This window comes from Bacillus sp. JJ1562, from assembly GCF_036962705.1.
In the GTDB taxonomy this organism is placed as follows: domain Bacteria; phylum Bacillota; class Bacilli; order Bacillales; family Bacillaceae_L; genus Ferdinandcohnia.
In genome coordinates this window covers 1-19,439 of record NZ_JBALOQ010000034.1, presented here as the reverse complement: position 1 = coordinate 19,439, position 19,439 = coordinate 1, and the positions used below count along the sequence as shown (strand labels likewise).

Sequence of the window (19,439 nt, the reverse complement as noted above, 5' to 3'; positions counted from 1 at the left end):
AAATATAAAGTAGTTCCTCGAAATGAGTGGAAATTTATAAAAATAAACAGAGCGAAGGTTAGAAGTCATAATGATAGTGATTCTAATCTCTCGCTCTTTTTTACATTATGGGTAGAAAACAGCTTATATCTTTTAACACTCTGTATAATGCAATCATAACTGGAAAAAAGTAAAATAGACACAAAGTTCATATCTTTAGGAAAATAACACCACTTCAATTATTAAGTTATTTCAAAAGAGCTAAAAATGGAAACGCTTTCTCGTGGTGAGTTTATTATTATTGCAATTATAGTAGATGAGGTCATTATAGGTGAAGAAAATAAGAAGATGATACGAGAGGTTCGTAATACACGGCAATTCTATCGAGATCGTAGACCTGAAACATATCAAGAAATGACAGAGTTTTTACCTTAATAGAACTAAGAATGTGGGCTTTACGTGAACTAAGTGGTAAAGCCCATTCTTAATAAATATGAAAAAGATATAAAAGGAGGTAAATCTATGAGCCAATCAAACGCTAGAATTTCATATGGGGATTTAAGAATGAACTTCAATGAAGTAAACCCTGCTCTAACCAATCGAGAAGCAATTGAAGAATCTAATCGCTGCCTATATTGCTATGATGCCCCATGTATTACTGCATGCCCAACTGGAATTGACATCCCTACCTTTATTAAAAAGATCGCTTCTGGAAACCTAAAAGGATCAGCTAAAACCATTATGACGTCCAACCCTATCGGAGCAAGCTGTGCCCGTGTTTGCCCAACAGAGGAGCTTTGTGAGGGGGCCTGTGTCTTAAATCATTCCACAAAACCAATTATGATTGGTAATTTACAAAGATATGCAACGGACTGGGCAATTCGAAATGAACAGGTCCTTTTTGAACCGGGTATGAAAAATGGAAAAACGGTTGCCATTGTCGGTGGCGGTCCTGCTGGACTTTCTGCAGCAAGGGAACTAGGTTTACTCGGCTATGATGTTACTATTTTTGAAGCAGAAAAAATCGCTGGTGGCCTAAACACATACGGTATCGTTTCTTTTAGACTTCCACAGGAAATATCATACTGGGAGGTTAAGCAGGTAGAAAGCTTAGATGTGAAAATACGAACCAACACTAGAGTTGGAAAGGATATTTCGGTAGATGAAATCCTTGAAAACTTCGATGCTGTCATTCTAGCAATCGGCATGTCAAAGGTCCCTTCCCTTGGTATTGACGGGGAAGAGTTAGATGAAGTGTATGATGCGATCGATTTTGTAAAAGAAACAAAAACAAAACCAATTTCTGACCGTTTCTTAGGTAAGAGGGTTGTCGTGATAGGTGCTGGTAACACCGCAATTGATGGTGCAACTTGTTCAGTCAGATTAGGGGCTGAAAATGTAAAAATCCTTTACAGAAGAACAATTGAGGAAATGACTGCCTATGATTTTGAATATGAATTTGCCAAACAGGACGGTGTTGAGTTTAGATGGCTCACTGCGCCTAAGAGAATCATAGGTGACGAACAAGGTCGTGTTAAAGCAATCGAATGTATCAAAATGGAACTTGGTAAGCCAGGAGTAGATGGAAGAAGACGTCCAGTACCGGTTGAGGGCTCTGAGTTCATATTAAAAGTTGATGCGGTTATTAAAGCAATTGGGCAAACAAGATATATAGAGCTTATTGAACAATTTGGCCTTGAGCATGACGGTGGAGTTGTGAAAATCAATAAAGAGACCCTCCAAACATCAAATAAAAAAGTATTTGCATGTGGTGATGTTATTTTTGGAAAGGGTCAAGGCGAAGCAATGGTTGTTTCTGCTGCACAGCAGGGTAAAGATGCAGCATATGCCATTCATAAAGCAATGTTTGGGGCAGTTTCCGAAATTGCGTAAAAATCGAAAAGGCAAAAGGAGGTTTATCAATGGCTGATTTACGAATTAATCTAGCAGGAATAGAATCCCCTAATCCGTTTTGGTTAGCATCTGCTCCTCCAACCAATTCCGGTTATCAGGTCCAACGTGCATTTGATGCTGGATGGGGTGGAGCGGTGTGGAAGACATTAGGTGACCCCATTTTAAATGTAACGTCACGATTTGGAGCGGTTAGTTTTAATGGGCAACGTGTTGCGGGTTTTAACAATATTGAACTAATCTCTGATCGTCCACTTGAGGTGAACTTAAAAGAAATAAAAGAAACAAAGAAGCTTTTTCCAAATCACACAATTATTGCCTCCTTAATGGTTGAGCCTACACAAGAAAAATGGCATGAAATCGTAAAACGAGTGGAAGAAGTGGGCGTAGATGGATTAGAACTCAACTTTGGCTGTCCACATGGAATGGCTGAAAGAGGGATGGGTTCTGCATCCGGACAGGTGCCTTCCCTAGTAGAACAACAAACCTATTGGGTGAAAGAAGTAGCTCAAACTCCAGTTATTGTAAAGCTAACGCCAAACATTACAGATATTACTGCTACAGCAGAGGCTGCCACTAGAGGAGGCGCTGATGCGATTAGCATGATCAATACAATAAATAGTTTGGCTGGTGTTGATTTGGACACGTGGAACACGATTCCTCATGTCGGAGGCAAAGGTGCACATGGTGGATATTGTGGTCCTGCGGTAAAACCGATCGCTCTTAATATGGTCGCTGATTGTGCAAGAAGCCCTCATATCAATGTTCCGATTTCTGGCATAGGTGGAATTTCAACCTGGCAGGATGCGGTTGAATTTATGCTGATGGGTGCTTCAGGAGTTCAGGTGTGTACTGCTGCTATGCATCATGGCTTTAGAATTGTGGAGGACATTATTGAAGGGTTAGATAACTATCTTGATCAAAAAGGGATTGCTTCTGTCATGGATATTGTTGGAAAAACGGTTCCGAGGTATTCTGACTGGGGTGACCTTGACTTAAACTATAAAATTGTTGCCCGCATCAATAATGATGTTTGTATAAATTGCAATAAGTGTCATATTGCGTGTGAAGATACTTCGCATCAGTGTATCGACATGCTTAAGGACGGAAATGGCTACAACATTCTAAAGGTCAGAGAAGAAGACTGTGTTGGCTGTAACCTGTGTTCAATCGTTTGTCCAGTTGATGGAGCAATTGATATGGTTGAAATCCCAAGCGGATTACCTCCAATGACATGGAATGAGCGTCAGGCGGCTCTTGGTGCAGCTAGTTGTAAGGTAGACACAGTAAAATAAATCGTTTTTCTGGGGAGGCCAATGATGAAGAAGGTAATTAAAAATGGAACCATCGTAACAGCAACAGATACTTATCAAGCAGAAATTCTTGTTGAAAATGGTGTGATCAGTCAAATCGGAATGAATCTTTCTACTGAAGGTGCAGAAGTAGTTGATGCAAATGGATGCTATGTTTTTCCAGGTGGGATTGATCCTCATACTCATCTAGAAATGCCTTTTGGAGGTACTGTAACAAAGGATGATTTTGAAACCGGGACAATTGCGGCTGCCTTTGGAGGAACAACGACGATTATTGATTTTTGCTTATCCAATAAAGGAGAGCCTTTAAAAGATGCAATTAATACGTGGCATGGGAAGTCACAGGGCAAAGCAGTTATTGACTACGGCTTTCACCTTTCAATTGGAGAAGTAACGGATGCAGTATTAAATGAGCTTCCATCCGTTATTGAAAATGAAGGGATCACATCCTTTAAAGTATTTATGGCCTATAAAAATGTGCTACAAGCAGATGATGAAACCTTATTTAAAACACTAGTTGCGGCTAAAGAATTAGGTGCCTTAGTCATGGTTCACGCTGAAAATGGAGACGTCATTGACTATCTTGTGAAAAAGGCGCTCAGTGAAGGAAATACTGATCCAATCTATCATGCGTTAACTCGACCACAGGAAATTGAAGGGGAGGCTACAGAGAGAGCCGCAACCTTTGCAGGACTTGCGAATTCTCAGCTTTATGTGGTTCATGTATCATGTGCCGATGCTGTAAAAGCAATTACAGAAGCGAGAGAGAAAGGCTTTGACGTGTGGGGGGAAACTTGTCCACAATATTTAGTCCTTGACCAATCCTATCTCGAAAAACCGAATTTTGAAGGAGCCAAATACGTCTGGTCACCACCACTACGTGAAAAATGGAATCAAGATGTATTATGGAATGCACTTCGAACCGGGCAGCTTCAAACATTCGGTTCAGATCAATGTTCATTTGATTTTAAAGGACAAAAGGAGCTTGGTTTAGGAGATTTCTCGAAGATTCCTAATGGGGGACCAATGATTGAAGATCGCTTAACAGTTCTTTTCTCAGAGGGTGTCAAAAAAGGAAGAATTACATTAAATCAGTTTGTGGATTTAACATCTACTAGGGTTGCAAAGCTATTTGGATTGTATCCGAAGAAGGGTACAATAGCGGTCGGAGGGGACGCAGATATTGTAATTTTTGACCCTAATATCGAGCGAACAATTTCAGCTGAAACCCATCATATGGCAGTCGATTACAGTGCATTTGAAGGTATGAAGTTTACCGGCGAACCAGTATCTGTTCTTTCTAGAGGGGAATTTGTTGTCCGTGATAAACAGTTCGTTGGAAAACTAGGAGCAGGTCAATTTATTAAACGTGCAAAATACGGTAATCATTATGAAGTTATAAAGGATAAAACGGTTACATTGTAAAGGTAGATGAAGGAAGGAGGAAGTAAAACTCCTTCCTTCATTTAGAGAAGGAAAAGAGGTGAGTTTATACGATAATTATTCAGAATATTTAAAATAATTTTAAGAGAGGGTGTTGTAATGAAAAAAAGTAGTAATTCTTTGAAATCTCCAGATTTGTTTCCAATTGGGTATGGAGCTAGGAAGATAGGTGCGTTTGGTTTCTCCTTAATTTGGGTAGGTATGGCAATTGTACTAGCTGCTTTCGCAATCGGTGGAGATGGCATTAGGCATTTACCACTTGGATGGGTGATTGTAGCAACTATTATCGGCTCTGTGTTAATTGGGCTTTTCATGACGTTTATCGGTGATATCGGAGTAGAGCATGGACTCTCGTTTCCGGTCTATATGCGGGCTCCCTTCGGAACAATTGGAACTCATATACCCTCGGTAGTACGTGGTGTCACAGCTTCTTGTTGGTTTGGAATTAATACCTATTTTGGTGCAACCGCCATGAATGCGATCTTAAACATTCTTGTTGGATTCGATAACTGGTTTATCTGTTTTTTACTATTTGCCGCTGCCCAGTTAGTGAACACCGCTCTTGGAATGAAAGCAATTGAGAGATTTGCAGATTTAGCTGCTCCAATCATCTTACTCATCTCGTTTTGGATGTTCATTTCCCTTTCAGGAAAAGCCGCTGACCAAGGTCGAGATATTTGGACATGGGTGGAAAGTCCAGTAAATGGAACTGCTGCGTTGACTGCATTTATGGTTGTTGTAATGGCAAACATGGGCTTTTGGGCCACACTTGCTGCAGATATGCCTTCGTTATCCAGATTCTTTAAAGCTCCAAAGTATGAAAGAAATTGGTTTAAACGAAACAAGGCACAAATTGCAGGTAATGTAGTCGTTATGCCACTAGTTAACTTATTAATGATTATCATTGGTGCGGTTGCGTATGTGGCTGTTTTAAATTATGACCCTGTTGTTGCACTGCAGGAAGCAGCAGGAGGATTCGTGTTAGTCATCCTTTTATTAATGATTATACTCGCACAATGGTCCACAAACACGGCTGCCAACGTAGTACCTGCCGCAACCATCTTCTCAAACGTTGGAGGACCAAAATTTCCATTTTGGGCAGGGGTCATTACAGCAGGTATTATAGGTTTACTTGTTCAACCTTGGAAATTATTTGGAGTCATCATTCCAGCTCTTCTAATTATTGGGGGAATTCTATCAGCCATAGTCGGTATTTTATTTACGGATTACTACCTCCTAAGAAAAAGGAGGGTTAATGTTCCAGAGCTTTATGAAACCAAGGGACAGTACAGATATTCAAATGGAATCAACTGGGCAGGTATGCTTGCTTGGATCATTGGAGGGATTGCTTCATATTTCTTCTCTGCATATTCTTTTTTTGTCGGATTTGGTGTAGGTGCGGTTATTTACTATGTATTAGCGAAATATTGGTATTTCAAAAAATTTACTCAGGCAGAAATTGATGACCCAGATGATGAGAAATATTTAGGGATTACAGTGGGGCGTGACTGGGAAATCTCAGAAGAAGAAAAAGTTGTGGTTGTACCAGAAACAACAGTTGACTCAAAGATGTAGTTTTTTCGATATGGATTATACAAAGAAAATAGTTAAATCATTTTAGCAATTCAAAGGTAAAGGGGGATTAGAATTGAGCAGTGTAGATTCGAAGAAGGTTGTTTTGGATATACATGAGTCTCCGCCGCCAGGTAAGTTTTTAGTTTTAAGCATCCAGCATTTGTTTGCTATGTTCGGTGCAACCATCTTAGTTCCGTATCTTGTTGGGTTATCCCCAGGTGTAGCCCTTATTTCAAGTGGAGTTGGTACGATCACTTTTCTCATTATTACGAAGGGGCAAGTTCCTGCATATGTTGGTTCCTCATTTGCCTTTATCGCGCCAATCATTGCCGCAACCGCGGCAGATGGTCCAGGTGCAGCAATGATTGGAAGTTTTTTAGCAGGTCTTGTATACGGGATTGTTGCGTTAGCCATCAAAGCTACTGGCCATAAATGGCTGATTAAATTACTGCCACCAGTTGTCGTTGGACCTGTTATCATTGTAATCGGACTTAGCCTTGCACCAACAGCAGTCGGTATGGCAATGAATAACGCTAATGGTGAATATAGCTTACTTCATTTTTCGGTTGCATTAGTAACCTTGTTGATTGTGATTTTAAGCTCCATCTTTCTTAAAGGCTTTTTAAATTTAATTCCTGTATTAATTGGTATTGTCGGAGGATATATATATGCTGCCATTGTCGGGTTAGTTGATCTATCTGGTGTAAAGTCCGCGAAGATTTTCGAAATGCCCGATTTTCTTTTTCCGTTTGTTCATTATTCCCCCGGCGTGACACTAAGTATTATTGCTCTAATGGTACCTGTTTCGATCGTTACCTTATCTGAACATATTGGACATCAAATGGTATTAAGTAAGGTTGTTCATAAAGATTTAATTCAAAGGCCTGGTTTACATCGTTCGATTATGGGAGATGGTCTTGCCACCATGCTAGCAGCGTTAATGGGCGGTCCTCCGAATACCACATACGGCGAAAATATTGGCGTACTAGCCATCACAAGAGTATTTAGCGTTTTCGTTATCGGTGGAGCAGCCGTGTTTGCAATACTGTTTGGGTTTATTGGTAAAATTACTGCACTCATTAGTTCGATACCAACAGCAGTAATGGGTGGAATTTCCCTTCTATTATTCGGGATCATTGCTGCTTCTGGGTTACGGATGCTCGTTGATAGTAAAGTAGATTTGGATGATAAGCGTAACCTGATTATTTCTTCCGTCATTCTCGTTGTTGGGATCGGTGGGGCGATCATGAAGTTCTCAGCTAACTTTGAAATTCATGCCATGGCACTGTCAGCAATTTTGGGAGTTCTATTAAATTGGGCCATACCTGGAGGGGCAGTTGATGATGACGTCAATATGTATGAGGTTGAGTTAGATCATAAAACAACTTCACTATAAGAAAAACGAGGAGTGTCAAAACATGTCAGAATACCAAGTCTTTTTACAAGAGAGAGACAAAATAGACTTTTTACTTCAAAAAGGCTATAAAATTGCAAATATCATTGAAAACCTTAGCGGGGCATTTGTAGATTTTGAGAAAAAAGATGAAAAAGAGACTTTACATGTTATAACACCTGAAGGGCGTAAATATTTTGCAGTGATGCTAATCAAGCAACAAAAGGAAGGCGCATAAGCGTAGTATTGGACAAAAAATAATGGAAAACCAGTATCTGTAAATTGAAAGATACTGGTTTTTTTATTGACATCAACTTTGTTGTAATAAAAAGATTTGGAAAAACACCCCTTTAATTCACATAATCGTTTATAATGAAATTAATCTGAAAATTCAATATAGGGGAGCTGTAGATTGAAATCATCTATTACCGTTGAAGATATTTTAAGTCGGAAGCACTTTGAAAGCAGTAAAGTGATAGCGGGGAAAGAGGGACTCGGACGACAAGTAAAATGGGTCCACGTTGTTGAAGTAACAAATATTCGAAATCTCTTAAATGGAAATGAATTAATTCTTTCAACAGGTGTTGCATGGAGGGACAATAAAGAGAAATTCATCTCAGTCATCGAGCAATTAATTGATTCACATGCAGCAGGAATTTGTATTGAATTAGGAATATACACCTCATCGATTCCACCAGAAATTATTGACATCGCGAACAAGTCCCAATTTCCAATTATCTTATTTTTAAAAGAAGTACCGTTTGTTGAAATTACGCAAGACATCCATGGACTTCTTATTAACCGCCAATACCAAATGATAACCAACCTTGAAAATTACTCACAAGCATTAAATAAAAGATTATTATCAATCGATCATTATGCTGACATTCTAAAATTTATTAGAAGCTACCTCCAAGTTCAAGTACTCATCCTCTTTAATAACAATGAAAATCAATTTATTCCAGAAGCTACAGAACAAAAACGAATGAAACTACTAGAATTAATAAGGTCTCAGTCAGACGACTCTACCTGCGTGGCGAAAATCGCCATTCATTTATTGGGCGATCGTTATGCAGAATTGGCGATCATTTCTGAGGAAAGAGAATTAACCGAATTTGACCACCTTATTTTAGATCGAACAGCAACTGCTCTTGCACAGCTTTTCCTTCGTAACCTTTATGTTGAGGAAAAGCAAAGGGTGGAAACTACCGAATGGATCAATGATTGGTTAGAAGGTGAACAAAGCGAAGAATCCATCAGTGAATATTTAGCACTCACTTCAACGAGTAAACCAAAAGGAGCCGTTGTTTGTATTTGTAAAATAGATCCAACCGATGAGTATTCAACAAGTGATTTGACGTATTTTAAAATGTTTCTTCGGGCTATTTTTGAACAACAGGGTTTTACACTTTTTGTCGCTGAAAAAAGAAACACAATTGTTTTAATCATTCTAAATGAACGAAACACTACGACATGGAAAACGAGAGTTCAGGAGGGAATCCGGAGGTTACTAAACTCAGAATTGCAGCGTAGAAATAACAAAGCTCAACCGGTATTTGGGATTGGAAAATTTGTAGAAGAGTTAGCTGATGTACATAAAAGCTATCAAACTGCTTTAGAAACCATTCGAATTCAAAATCGGATGTCGATTCCAGCACAGAGCTATTTTTACGATGACTTACATATTTTCCGGCTTATCTCATTGCTTCATCGGCATATTGATTTGCAGGAGGTCGTTTTAGAGTATTTAGAACCAGTTATTGCCCATGATAAAAAAAATAATGGAAAGCTCATGGACACACTTAAAACTTATTTATCCTGTAATGGCTCTAAGCAAGAAACTGCAAAGCGCTTATTTATTGTGAGGCAAACACTATATCACCGTATTCAAAAGCTGGAAAAACTATTAGGCTCAGACTTTATGAGCCATGAAAAACGGCTTGCGATTGAGTTTATGATTTTATCATACGAATTTTTAGTTTCATCCAAACAATTAAAAGAGAAGAAGGAAGTTTTATAGCCCACTAGAATTTAGTGGGTTTTTTAGGTCAAAAGTATCAATCAAAATGTAGAAAAATTACAAGCGGTTATTTTACAGAATGTCTAATGAAAGCACTTTCAACTTGAAGGATAATTAACCTATAGGTTAGGAATAACGAAAAAGTACAATTTACAAAAAGGAGGCTGTACGAAATATGACAGTAGTTAAAAATGAAACTGTTGTACTAAAAAATTATATAAATGGAGAATGGGTGGATGCGCTTGGAACTGAAACACTAGAGGTTCCGAATCCTGCAACAAAAGAAACATTAGCACGTGTACCGCTTTCTTCAAAGGAAGATGTAGACCAGGCTGTAAAAGCTGCTAGAGAAGCTTTTAAAACCTGGAAAAACACTCCCGTTCCAAAGCGGGCGAGGATCTTATACAAATATCACTATTTACTAACAGAGAATCATGAAAGATTAGCAAGACTCGTTGTTCAAGAAAACGGTAAAGCATATAAGGAAGCTCATGGAGAGGTGCTAAGAGGGATAGAATGTGTGGAATTTGCTGCAGGAGCCCCGACTTTAATGATGGGGGAGACGTTATCAAACATTGCTGAGGATATAGACTCTGAAATGTTCCGATATCCATTGGGAGTAGTAGGTGGAATTACCCCATTTAACTTCCCAATGATGGTTCCGATGTGGATGTTCCCGTTAGCCATTGCCTGTGGAAATACCTTTGTTTTAAAGCCATCTGAACGGACTCCAATGCTTGCAAATGAGCTTGCACGTTTATTTACAGAAGCAGGGGCACCAAAAGGAGTGTTGAACGTTGTTCATGGAGCACATGATGTTGTTAATGGTTTGTTAGAACATCCAAATGTAAGTGCCATTTCTTTTGTAGGCTCTCAGCCAGTTGCAAAATATGTGTATGAACGTGCGGCAGCACATGGAAAGCGGGTTCAAGCCTTATCAGGTGCAAAAAACCATCATATAGTCATGCCAGATGCAGATATGGAAAAAGCGGTAGCAAATATTATCAGCTCTACATTTGGAAGTGCAGGACAACGTTGTATGGCTTGTAGTGCAGTTGTCGTTGTCGGGGACGGTGAAAGATTTGTATCTGCGCTAAAGGATTCTGCAGATAAGCTAACGATTGGGAATGGAATGGACGATGAGGTGCTTTTAACACCTGTTATCCGCGAGTCCCATCTTAATAAAGTTCTTGGCTATGTGAAAAAGGGACTTGAAGAAGGTGCGGAACTCATTCGAGATGGAAGAAAAGAAATGGACGAAATGCCGGAAGGAAACTTTTTGGGACCCACCATTTTTGACCATGTAACACCAGATATGACCATTGCAAAAGAGGAAATCTTTGCACCTGTTTTAAGTCTCTTACGTGCAAAGGATTTAGACGAAGGTCTTGACTATATACGAAAGTCACGTTTTGGAAACGGTGCAACCATCTATACAAAGGATGCAAGGGCAGTAAGACAATTTAGGGAAGAAGCAGAAGCAGGAATGCTTGGAATCAATGTTGGAGTACCAGCGACAATGGCATTTTTTCCATTCTCTGGTTGGAAGGACTCCTTCTATGGCGACCTTCATGTAAACGGAAAGGATGGAGTAAATTTTTATACACGTAAAAAGATGATTACATCTCGATTCGATTATTAAAAATGTTAGGGGGGAAGTAGTGGATGACAAAGGTTACACATGGAGAAGACCTTTTAACAAAGGATAAGGATTATGTATGGCACTCAATGAAGCCATATAATCCTAATTCAACTCTTGTGATTCAGAAAGCAGAAGGATCCTGGGTAACAGACCACAATGGAAAGCGATATCTCGATGGAATGTCAGGGCTTTGGTGTGTAAATGTGGGGTATGGGAGAAAGGAGCTAGCTGATGCTGCACACGAACAGCTCAAAGAAATGGCCTATTTTCCATTAACACAAAGTCACGAACCTGCAATTAAACTCGCTGAAAAGTTAAATGAAATGCTTGGAGACGAGTATGTCATTTTCTTCTCAAATAGTGGTTCGGAAGCAAATGAAATGGCTTTTAAACTAGTTAGGCAGTACCATCAGCAAAAAGGGGATCATTCCCGTTACAAATTTATCTCACGCTATCGGGCCTACCATGGTAATTCAATGGGATCGCTTGCTGCAACGGGGCAAGCGCAACGAAAGTATAAATATGAACCACTTGCACCAGGATTTCTCCATGTAGCACCACCTGATCTATATCGTTCAGATGAAAAAGTAGATGCAAAAGCATCGGACTTACAATCAGTTAAAGATGTCGACCGCATAATGACATGGGAGCTTAGTGAAACGATAGCAGGGGTAATCATGGAACCAATTATTACTGGTGGTGGTGTCATTGTCCCACCTGAACAATACATGGCAGGGGTAAAGGAAGTATGTGAAAAACATGGAGCACTTCTAATTGTGGATGAGGTCATTTGTGGGTTCGGACGTACCGGCAAAGCATTTGGTTTTATGAACTATGGGGTGAAGCCAGATATCATTACAATGGCGAAGGGCATTACAAGTGCGTATCTTCCATTATCTGCAACTGCCGTCAGAAAGGAAATTTATGAAGCATTTAAAGGTTCTGAGGAATATGATTACTTCCGCCATGTTAATACGTTCGGAGGAAATCCAGCAGCTTGTGCTTTAGCACTTAAAAATCTAGAAATTATGGAAAATGAAAAGCTTTTTGATCGCTCACAAGATCTTGGCGCTAGATTAAAAGATAGTCTTACAGCAGCTTTAGCGGATCATCCAAATGTTGGTGATATTAGAGGAAAAGGTTTATTGATAGGGCTTGAACTAGTCAAGGATAAACAAACGAAAGAACCACTTGAAGTTGGCCAAGTCAACAAGATAATAGGTGGCTGTATGAAGAAGGGTCTTATTATCGGGAAAAATGGGGCAACAGTAGCAGGGTACAACAATGTATTAACCCTCGCTCCTCCTCTTTCGATTTCCGAGGAAGACTTAGAATTTGTCCAAAGGACTGTAATAGAAGAAATTATGACCTTGTAAAAAAATATGTCTCCCACACTCGTAATCTAATTTTTGCAATTGATTGCGAGTGTTTTTTTAAGAAAATCGATAGAGAAAGGTGGATGGGGATGAGGATTGGAGTACCTAAGGAAATTAAGAATAATGAAAATCGTGTGGCACTGACTCCTGCTGGTGTCATACAGCTAGTTCAACATAATCACACGGTTTTTATTGAAACCGGTGCTGGTATGAACTCAGGATTTTTTGATGAACTTTATTTGGAAGCTGGGGCAACTATTGTACAATCGGCTGCTGATGTATGGGCTTGCGATATGGTGATAAAGGTAAAAGAGCCGATTCAAGAGGAATATCAGTATTTTTATGACGGACTCATCTTATTTACGTATTTGCATTTAGCGGCCGATCGAGAGTTAACTCAAAACTTGATGCAAAAGAATGTTGTTGCGATTGCCTATGAAACTGTGCAATTAGAGGATCGCAGTCTTCCTCTGCTTACTCCAATGAGTGAGGTAGCTGGTCGAATGGCTACCCAAATTGGCGCATCATTTCTTGAAAAAACAAAAGGGGGTAAAGGAGTTCTTCTAGGTGGTGTTCCTGGGGTAAGTCGGGGGAAAGTTACCATCATTGGTGGTGGGGTAGTCGGAATGAACGCTGCAAAAATAGCTGTGGGTCTTGGTGCACAAGTTTCGCTATTAGATGTCAGTCCAACAAGATTACGAGAGTTAGATGATATTTTTGGAAATTCCATTACGACACTAATGTCTAATTCTTATACGATTGGGCAAGCGGTGGCAGAATCAGACCTTGTGATTGGTGCTGTATTGATTCCTGGTGCTAAGGCACCAAAGCTAGTGACTACAGAAATGGTTCGTTTAATGGAGGAAGGGTCAGTTATTGTGGATGTTGCAATTGATCAAGGCGGTATTTTCGAAACAGCCACCCATGTTACAACACATGCTAATCCTACATATACGAAACATGGAGTCGTTCATTATGCAGTTGGAAATATGCCCGGTGCTGTTCCGAGAACATCTACTATGGCACTTACAAATGTTACGGTCCCATACATTCTCCAAATTGCAAATAAAGGCTTTGAACGAGCTTTTACAGAAAATAAATCTTTACAAAAAGGGCTAAATGTGATCGGTGGAAAGATCGTTTATGAAGGGGTTGCCAAAGCACATAATCTACCATATGTAACTACCATTTAACAAGGAGCCTGATGCTATGAATGTCTAAACACTAACCATTTACAAGGAGTGTCCGTTGTAAGGATGGAATCAGCCATAATCCAAAGGAATTTTCAACCTTTGAGGATATTTCTCTAGATACTGAGCTATTGTATCGCACAACTATAAAGATAGCACATGATAAAAAAACGAATGTAGAACCTCGATTCTACATTCGTTTTCTTCATTATTTATTAGTAAAAAAGTCTTTAAATGCCTGGGTTATTTCAATTCCTTGAAAAATGAACAAACTAGTCACCGTTAAGGAACATAATCCAATCATAATAAATCGAAACCACATAATTTTTCTCCTCCTTGATTTTTAAAATTTAAAAAATCAAAGAGCCTTCACCACATAATTCGATTGATAAAAAATGGGCGTAATCCAAATGAATTTTCGAATGGATTGGTTCACATCGATGTTCTTAACCATCCATTGAAGGACGATTAAAATCGAGGTAATGGAGAAAAATACCCAAGAAATCTTTAGTTTACCATCATCATTGAAAGTAAGATTGTCGTACGATACACCATTAATTGTTATCGTATTCTCTTGAATGTCTGATGCTTTAAAGGCATGGGAGTGTGCGATTGTGACTGACAATGACATGATCGCAACAAACATAATGATGGCAAGAGCTAAATGTTTCCTCAAATTTACCATCTCCCCATTGTTAATGTTACTATCATACATCGGATGAAACTAAAAATCCATAAAAATATTTTTACAAATATTGCGAAAAATCACAATCGAAAAAGTGATAATTATGATACCCTAAAGTAGGGGTGGTGGAATGAGTAAAAGCAGACGAAATCTTCTCATTGCAATCATTGGGAGTCTTCTAATCGTAACTTTTGGGATTGTAATAATACTAGAAATCAGGGATAACCACAAAATAAACATGCAGATAGCGGAAAGCTGCATGGATAAAGGTGGAACGGTCATTTTCGAGGAAAAACATATCTTTAGCCTAACCGATGTTAATTGTGAGTAAATATGAGTATCTGTTTGAATTAGGATAGATTTTTTCATTACATATATTGGAGTTGTTGGAGTATGGCAATCGAGAGAATTACAGAAGATCGATTTATGGATTCCGTTCGTTTATCAGAATACGCGTTTCAGTATAAAGTGTCCGAAGAACGGCTTGAAGAAATCTTCAAGAATCTTAGAAAGCATCAAATTTATGGAATCTATGAAAATAAAATGTTAGCTGCAAAGTTTCATCTCATCCCACTTACAACATATGTAGGTGACCAATCTTATAAAGTGGGCGGAATTGCAGGTGTGGCGACATATCCGGAATACCGAAGAAGAGGCTATGTGAATGAATTGCTTACATATGCGCTTGAAACGATGAAGGCTCAGGGCTTTACCATTTCAATGCTGCATCCGTTTGATGTTTCTTTTTACCGGAAATATGGATGGGAGCTTTTTTGCAATCGCTTAAAAACGGTTCATCAGCGTTCTGATTTAGTCACGCTTGACCCTGTAGAGGGTTCTGTGAAGCGTTATTTTTTTGAGAATGTCAATTTGGATGATCTTAAATGGATTTATGCGCAATATGCGACTCAGTTCTCAGGGATGCTCGTTCGTGAGGATGAATGGTGGAAGAGTGTGATTGACGACCTGAATATTGCCGTTTACTATGATGCATTTGAACAGCCTATTGGTTACATCCTTTATGAATCGAAGGACAACAAGATGATTGTTGAAGAGTTTGTCCCGATTAATTTTGAGGCGCGTCGTGGATTGTGGAATTTTATATGTCAGCATGACTCGATGATTTCAGAACTCGAAATGATAACCTATGAAAAAGAACCATTATTTTTTGCGTTAAAGAAACAAAAAACTGTGAAACGTGAGGTTTCCCCATATTTTATGGTTCGAATTGTCGATGTTGAGTCCTTTTTAAAAGAATATAAATTTGCTAGAAATGAAACCTTAAAGCTCAAAATAACAGACCCATTTGCACGATGGAATGAAAAAACATTCCTTGTAAAAGAGGGTGTGGTGCGCATTACTAATGAAACAGAAGGGGCATTAAAGCTGTCCGTCAATGCATTGTCAACAACACTCTTTGGTCACAAGCGTCCGACTGAATTATTTGAAGCGGGTATGATTAGCGGGGATGAGAGCGATCTTGAAGCTTTTGAAAAAATGGTACCGAATCGACAGGCCTATATGTACGACTATTTTTAAGGGAGGAAATCCATGTTTTTACAACGTGCAAGGAAACTGGATAAGGAAGATCCGCTGGCCAAGTTTCGCGATGAATTTTATCTGCAACCAAATACCATTTATATGGACGGAAACTCGCTTGGACTTTTATCAAAGCGAGCGGAACAATCACTACTCGATTCTTTGGAGGATTGGAAGGAATATGGGATTGATGGCTGGACACAGGGAAGGCAACCGTGGTTTTATATGTCGGAAAAGGCAAGCGAACAACTTGCTCCACTTGTAGGTGCTTCTCCTGAGGAGGTTATTGTAACGGGCTCAACAACTGTTAACCTGCATCAGTTAGTTGCGACTTTTTATCAGCCAAAAGGGAAACGTACCAAGATTGTAGCGGATGAATTGAATTTTCCATCTGATATTTACGCCCTTCAAAGCCAGCTTCGGATTCACGGGTTAAATCCTGAAGAACATCTTGTTCGGGTTAAAAGTCGTGATGGTGGGTACTTGGCAGAAGACGATATCATCGAGGCAATGACTGACGAAGTAGCGTTGGTGGTTTTACCATCGATTTTGTATCGCAGTGGTCAAATTTTGGATATGAAGCACTTAATTGCTGAAGCACATAAACGTGGCATTTTAATTGGATTTGATAGCTGTCATTCAGTTGGCGCAATCCCTCATTCGTTTTCGGAATGGGACGTGGATTTTGCTTTTTGGTGTAATTATAAACATCTTAATGGGGGACCAGGGGCGGTTGCTGGGTTGTATGTGAATCGCAAGCATTTTGGCGTGCTACCTGGCCTTGCTGGTTGGTTTGGATCAGATAAAGAGAAGCAGTTTGATATGGAGCATTCTTTTACGCCTGCGGACAATGCCGGTGCTTTTCAAATCGGGACCCCACATGTGCTAAGCTTGGCTCCTTTACTTGGTTCGCTTGATATGTTTGCAGAGGCAGGGATCGAACAAATAAGGACAAAATCCCTGTTATTGACGAATTTTTTAATTGAACTAATCGATTCAGAACTTGCGGGGATGGGATTTACGATTGGCTCACCGCGTGAGGATTCTGTTAGGGGCGGCCATGTTAGTCTTGAGCATAAGGAAGCAGCACGTATTTGCAAGGCACTAAAAGAAAATGGGATTATTCCTGACTTCCGCGCGCCAAATATGATCCGGCTTGCACCTGTTCCCCTCTATAATTCCTTCGAGGACGTTTGGAATGTCGTGCAAATGTTAAAAACAATAATGGAAGAAAAGCAATACGAAAAATTTAAAAATGAACGGGACGTGGTGGCTTAAGGTATACCAATTTTCGGTATACCTTTTACATCTTGAAGGAGGTATTCAAATGACAATCGTACCCGATTCAAAGTTTGACACATTTAAAAATAAAATGATGTCCTTGCCAGAGGACTATAAAGAAGAAGATTTAAAAAGTGAGACATTCTTATTGGACAAGGATGAAAAAAAACATCTCGAGATCTACTATGCTCCGTTTGAATACGTGAATGAAGCTGCAAAAGTTATGATTGTAGGTATTACCCCGGGGATGCACCAAATGAAAAAATCATTTTCAACGATTCTCGATCCGAAAAATAAGGATCTATCAGATGAACAGCTTCTTCATCAAGTCAAGAAAAACTCGAGCTTTGAAGGACCGATGAGGAAAAATCTGATTCAAATGTTGGACGAGCTGGGTTTGCACTCCTATTTAGAAATTGCATCTACGAGTGAGCTATTTCGGGCGGCAAGTCACCTCGTTCAAACAGCTTCAGTTATTAGATATCCAGTCTTTTATAAGGGAAAAAACTACAGTGGTTCTACTCCAAAGATGTTAAAAACGGAGCTGTTAAAGAAGTATATTATGGAAAGTTTTACAAAGGAATTGGTGAGTATTCAAAATCCACTCATCATCCCCTTAGGGGTGAATGTGACAGGGGTTTTTAACTTTTTTGCGGAAAAAGGCTATGTATCACCCGATTCCGTGCTATATGGTTTTCCACATACATCAGGAGGTAATGGGCATCGTCATCGACAATTTGCGAAGAACAAAGAACAAATGAAACGAAAGCTAGCCACTTATTTTTCATAAAAAACTGCACCCTATGGATGGGGTGCAGTGTTCGTTAATCTTCTATTTTAATCGCAATTTTTCCGAACTGTTCGGCCTCATCAATCCGTTGCAAAGCTTTTGCAGCTTCTTTGAGTGAATACACTTTATCAAGTACTGGTTTTATTTTATGTTCATTGACAAATTGAAGCATTTCATTGAATTCTTCGGTACTCGCCATCGTTGAGCCGAGTAAAGTATATTGACCATAGAAAAACTCACGAAGATTAAAGTCCACAGTATCCCCAGCAGAAGCACCAAATGTGACTATTTTTCCACCTTTCCGGAGTTGTCCAAGAGATTTATGGAAGGTAGCTGCTCCTACTGTTTCAACCACGATATCCACTTTTTCACCGTTTAATGATTCATTCCAGTCGCTATTGCTGTCAATTGCAACATCCGCACCTAATTCTAGAGCTTGTTTTAGCTTCGCTTCAGAGCGTGAAGTTACGATGACTCGAGCCCCAACTGCCTTTGCAAAAAGTAAAAGGAAAGTAACCGCGCCACTGCCGATTCCTGGTAGAAGGATCGTATCGGTTGGTTTTACCTGCGCTCGAGTGAATAGTGCACGATAAGCAGTCATGGCTGCAAGTGACAGAACACCTGCCTCATCCCACGATAAATGCGCCGGCTTTGGACCTATATTATCCGCTGAAATCGTGATTTTTTCAGCGAAGGTTCCGTGGTCGGGTAAACCAAGAATCTCGTGACCTTCAGGTGGTGCATCACTGTTTTCTTTCCAGCCTAATGAAGGATTGATGACAACTTCATCACCAACTTTTATGTTATCAACACCAGGACCAACTGCCTCCACAATCCCAGCTCCGTCTGAGCCAATCACTAGAGGTGGCTCTGTTTCTTTATGTCTATGTAGAACAAATAAATCCCGGTGATTGAGGCCTGCACTTTTTAGCTTGACCTTTACTTCACCTAGTTTTGGTTCTAATTCTTCGATATCTGAATAGGATGTTCCGTCTATTCCAGCAACTTTGTGATGCAAAAACGCTTTCATGTTTTCCCCTCCTAATTTGTCAAAATGATAGTTTTATTTTAATAGAATTGTACAGAAGATTTCAACTTATTGGATTGGGAGGGAAAGGTGAAGGTGATGTTTTGTACACGTTTGCTAGGTAAGGGTGGAAAAAGGGTAATGCAAGATAGTGATTTGTGCCTGATTGCTAGATTAAGATGGAAAAACGGTAACGCAAAATAGTGATGCGTGCCCGATTGCTAAGTTAAGGCGGAAAAAGGGTAATGCAAAGTTGTGATTCGTGCCCGATTGCT

16 protein-coding genes and 1 pseudogene are annotated in these 19,439 nt (G+C 39.6%); 15 read left to right on the top strand and 2 right to left on the bottom strand.

Annotated features, from left to right (window positions below):
• Positions 1-294: 294 nt before the first annotated feature.
• The 11 genes and pseudogenes from V7097_RS18660 to ald all read left to right on the top strand — a co-directional run.
• Positions 295-414 (top strand): annotated as a pseudogene (locus tag V7097_RS18660) (acyltransferase); the annotation flags it as partial.
• A gap of 87 nt (positions 415-501) precedes the next feature.
• Positions 502-1,872: an NAD(P)-dependent oxidoreductase gene (locus tag V7097_RS18655; protein ID WP_335705152.1), complete on the top strand. Its 1,371-nt coding sequence runs from the start codon at positions 502-504 to the stop codon at positions 1,870-1,872.
• 29 nt (positions 1,873-1,901) lie between these two features.
• The gene (gene preA, locus V7097_RS18650; protein WP_335705151.1) at positions 1,902-3,185 is read left to right on the top strand and encodes an NAD-dependent dihydropyrimidine dehydrogenase subunit PreA; all 1,284 of its coding nucleotides are present in this window, start codon (positions 1,902-1,904) and stop codon (positions 3,183-3,185) included.
• Between the two features lie 24 nt (positions 3,186-3,209).
• Positions 3,210-4,628 carry a dihydropyrimidinase gene (gene hydA, locus V7097_RS18645; RefSeq protein ID WP_335705150.1) on the top strand — a complete coding sequence of 473 codons (1,419 nt, stop codon included), beginning with the start codon at positions 3,210-3,212 and terminating at the stop codon, positions 4,626-4,628.
• Between the two features lie 117 nt (positions 4,629-4,745).
• The gene (locus V7097_RS18640) at positions 4,746-6,221 is read left to right on the top strand and encodes an NCS1 family transporter (RefSeq protein ID WP_335705149.1); all 1,476 of its coding nucleotides are present in this window, start codon (positions 4,746-4,748) and stop codon (positions 6,219-6,221) included.
• A 73-nt stretch (positions 6,222-6,294) separates the two neighbouring features.
• Positions 6,295-7,617, top strand: coding sequence for a solute carrier family 23 protein (locus tag V7097_RS18635; protein ID WP_335705148.1), 1,323 nt, complete (start codon positions 6,295-6,297; stop codon positions 7,615-7,617).
• A gap of 22 nt (positions 7,618-7,639) precedes the next feature.
• Positions 7,640-7,852, top strand: coding sequence for a hypothetical protein (locus V7097_RS18630; RefSeq protein WP_335705147.1), 213 nt, complete (start codon positions 7,640-7,642; stop codon positions 7,850-7,852).
• A 174-nt stretch (positions 7,853-8,026) separates the two neighbouring features.
• Entirely contained in the window at positions 8,027-9,634 is a 1,608-nt protein-coding gene (locus tag V7097_RS18625) for a PucR family transcriptional regulator (protein ID WP_335705146.1), read from the top strand.
• Between the two features lie 175 nt (positions 9,635-9,809).
• Complete coding sequence (locus tag V7097_RS18620; RefSeq protein WP_335705145.1) at positions 9,810-11,276, top strand: CoA-acylating methylmalonate-semialdehyde dehydrogenase; 1,467 nt, start codon at positions 9,810-9,812, stop codon at positions 11,274-11,276.
• A gap of 23 nt (positions 11,277-11,299) precedes the next feature.
• Complete coding sequence (locus V7097_RS18615; RefSeq protein WP_335705144.1) at positions 11,300-12,652, top strand: aspartate aminotransferase family protein; 1,353 nt, start codon at positions 11,300-11,302, stop codon at positions 12,650-12,652.
• Between the two features lie 89 nt (positions 12,653-12,741).
• A complete protein-coding gene (gene ald, locus V7097_RS18610; protein ID WP_335705143.1) occupies positions 12,742-13,845 on the top strand; it encodes an alanine dehydrogenase in 1,104 nt (367 codons plus the stop codon).
• Between the two features lie 355 nt (positions 13,846-14,200).
• On the opposite strand, the gene V7097_RS18605 is transcribed toward ald, so the two are convergent.
• Positions 14,201-14,518 (bottom strand): hypothetical protein, encoded by a 318-nt coding sequence (locus tag V7097_RS18605; protein ID WP_335705142.1) that lies wholly within the window; start codon positions 14,516-14,518, stop codon positions 14,201-14,203.
• A 139-nt stretch (positions 14,519-14,657) separates the two neighbouring features.
• On the opposite strand from V7097_RS18605, the gene V7097_RS18600 reads away from it, so the two are divergent.
• The 4 genes from V7097_RS18600 to V7097_RS18585 all read left to right on the top strand — a co-directional run bounded on the left by V7097_RS18600 (position 14,658) and on the right by V7097_RS18585 (position 18,137).
• A complete protein-coding gene (locus tag V7097_RS18600; protein WP_335705141.1) occupies positions 14,658-14,858 on the top strand; it encodes a hypothetical protein in 201 nt (66 codons plus the stop codon).
• A 62-nt stretch (positions 14,859-14,920) separates the two neighbouring features.
• Complete coding sequence (locus V7097_RS18595; RefSeq protein ID WP_335705140.1) at positions 14,921-16,066, top strand: GNAT family N-acetyltransferase; 1,146 nt, start codon at positions 14,921-14,923, stop codon at positions 16,064-16,066.
• Positions 16,067-16,078: 12 nt separating this feature from the next.
• A complete protein-coding gene (gene kynU, locus V7097_RS18590; protein ID WP_335705139.1) occupies positions 16,079-17,344 on the top strand; it encodes a kynureninase in 1,266 nt (421 codons plus the stop codon).
• A 49-nt stretch (positions 17,345-17,393) separates the two neighbouring features.
• Complete coding sequence (locus V7097_RS18585; protein ID WP_335705138.1) at positions 17,394-18,137, top strand: hypothetical protein; 744 nt, start codon at positions 17,394-17,396, stop codon at positions 18,135-18,137.
• A gap of 34 nt (positions 18,138-18,171) precedes the next feature.
• Here V7097_RS18585 and V7097_RS18580 read toward each other — a convergent pair whose 3' ends face one another.
• Positions 18,172-19,167 carry a zinc-binding dehydrogenase gene (locus V7097_RS18580; protein ID WP_335705137.1) on the bottom strand — a complete coding sequence of 332 codons (996 nt, stop codon included), beginning with the start codon at positions 19,165-19,167 and terminating at the stop codon, positions 18,172-18,174.
• Positions 19,168-19,439: the final 272 nt, after the last annotated feature.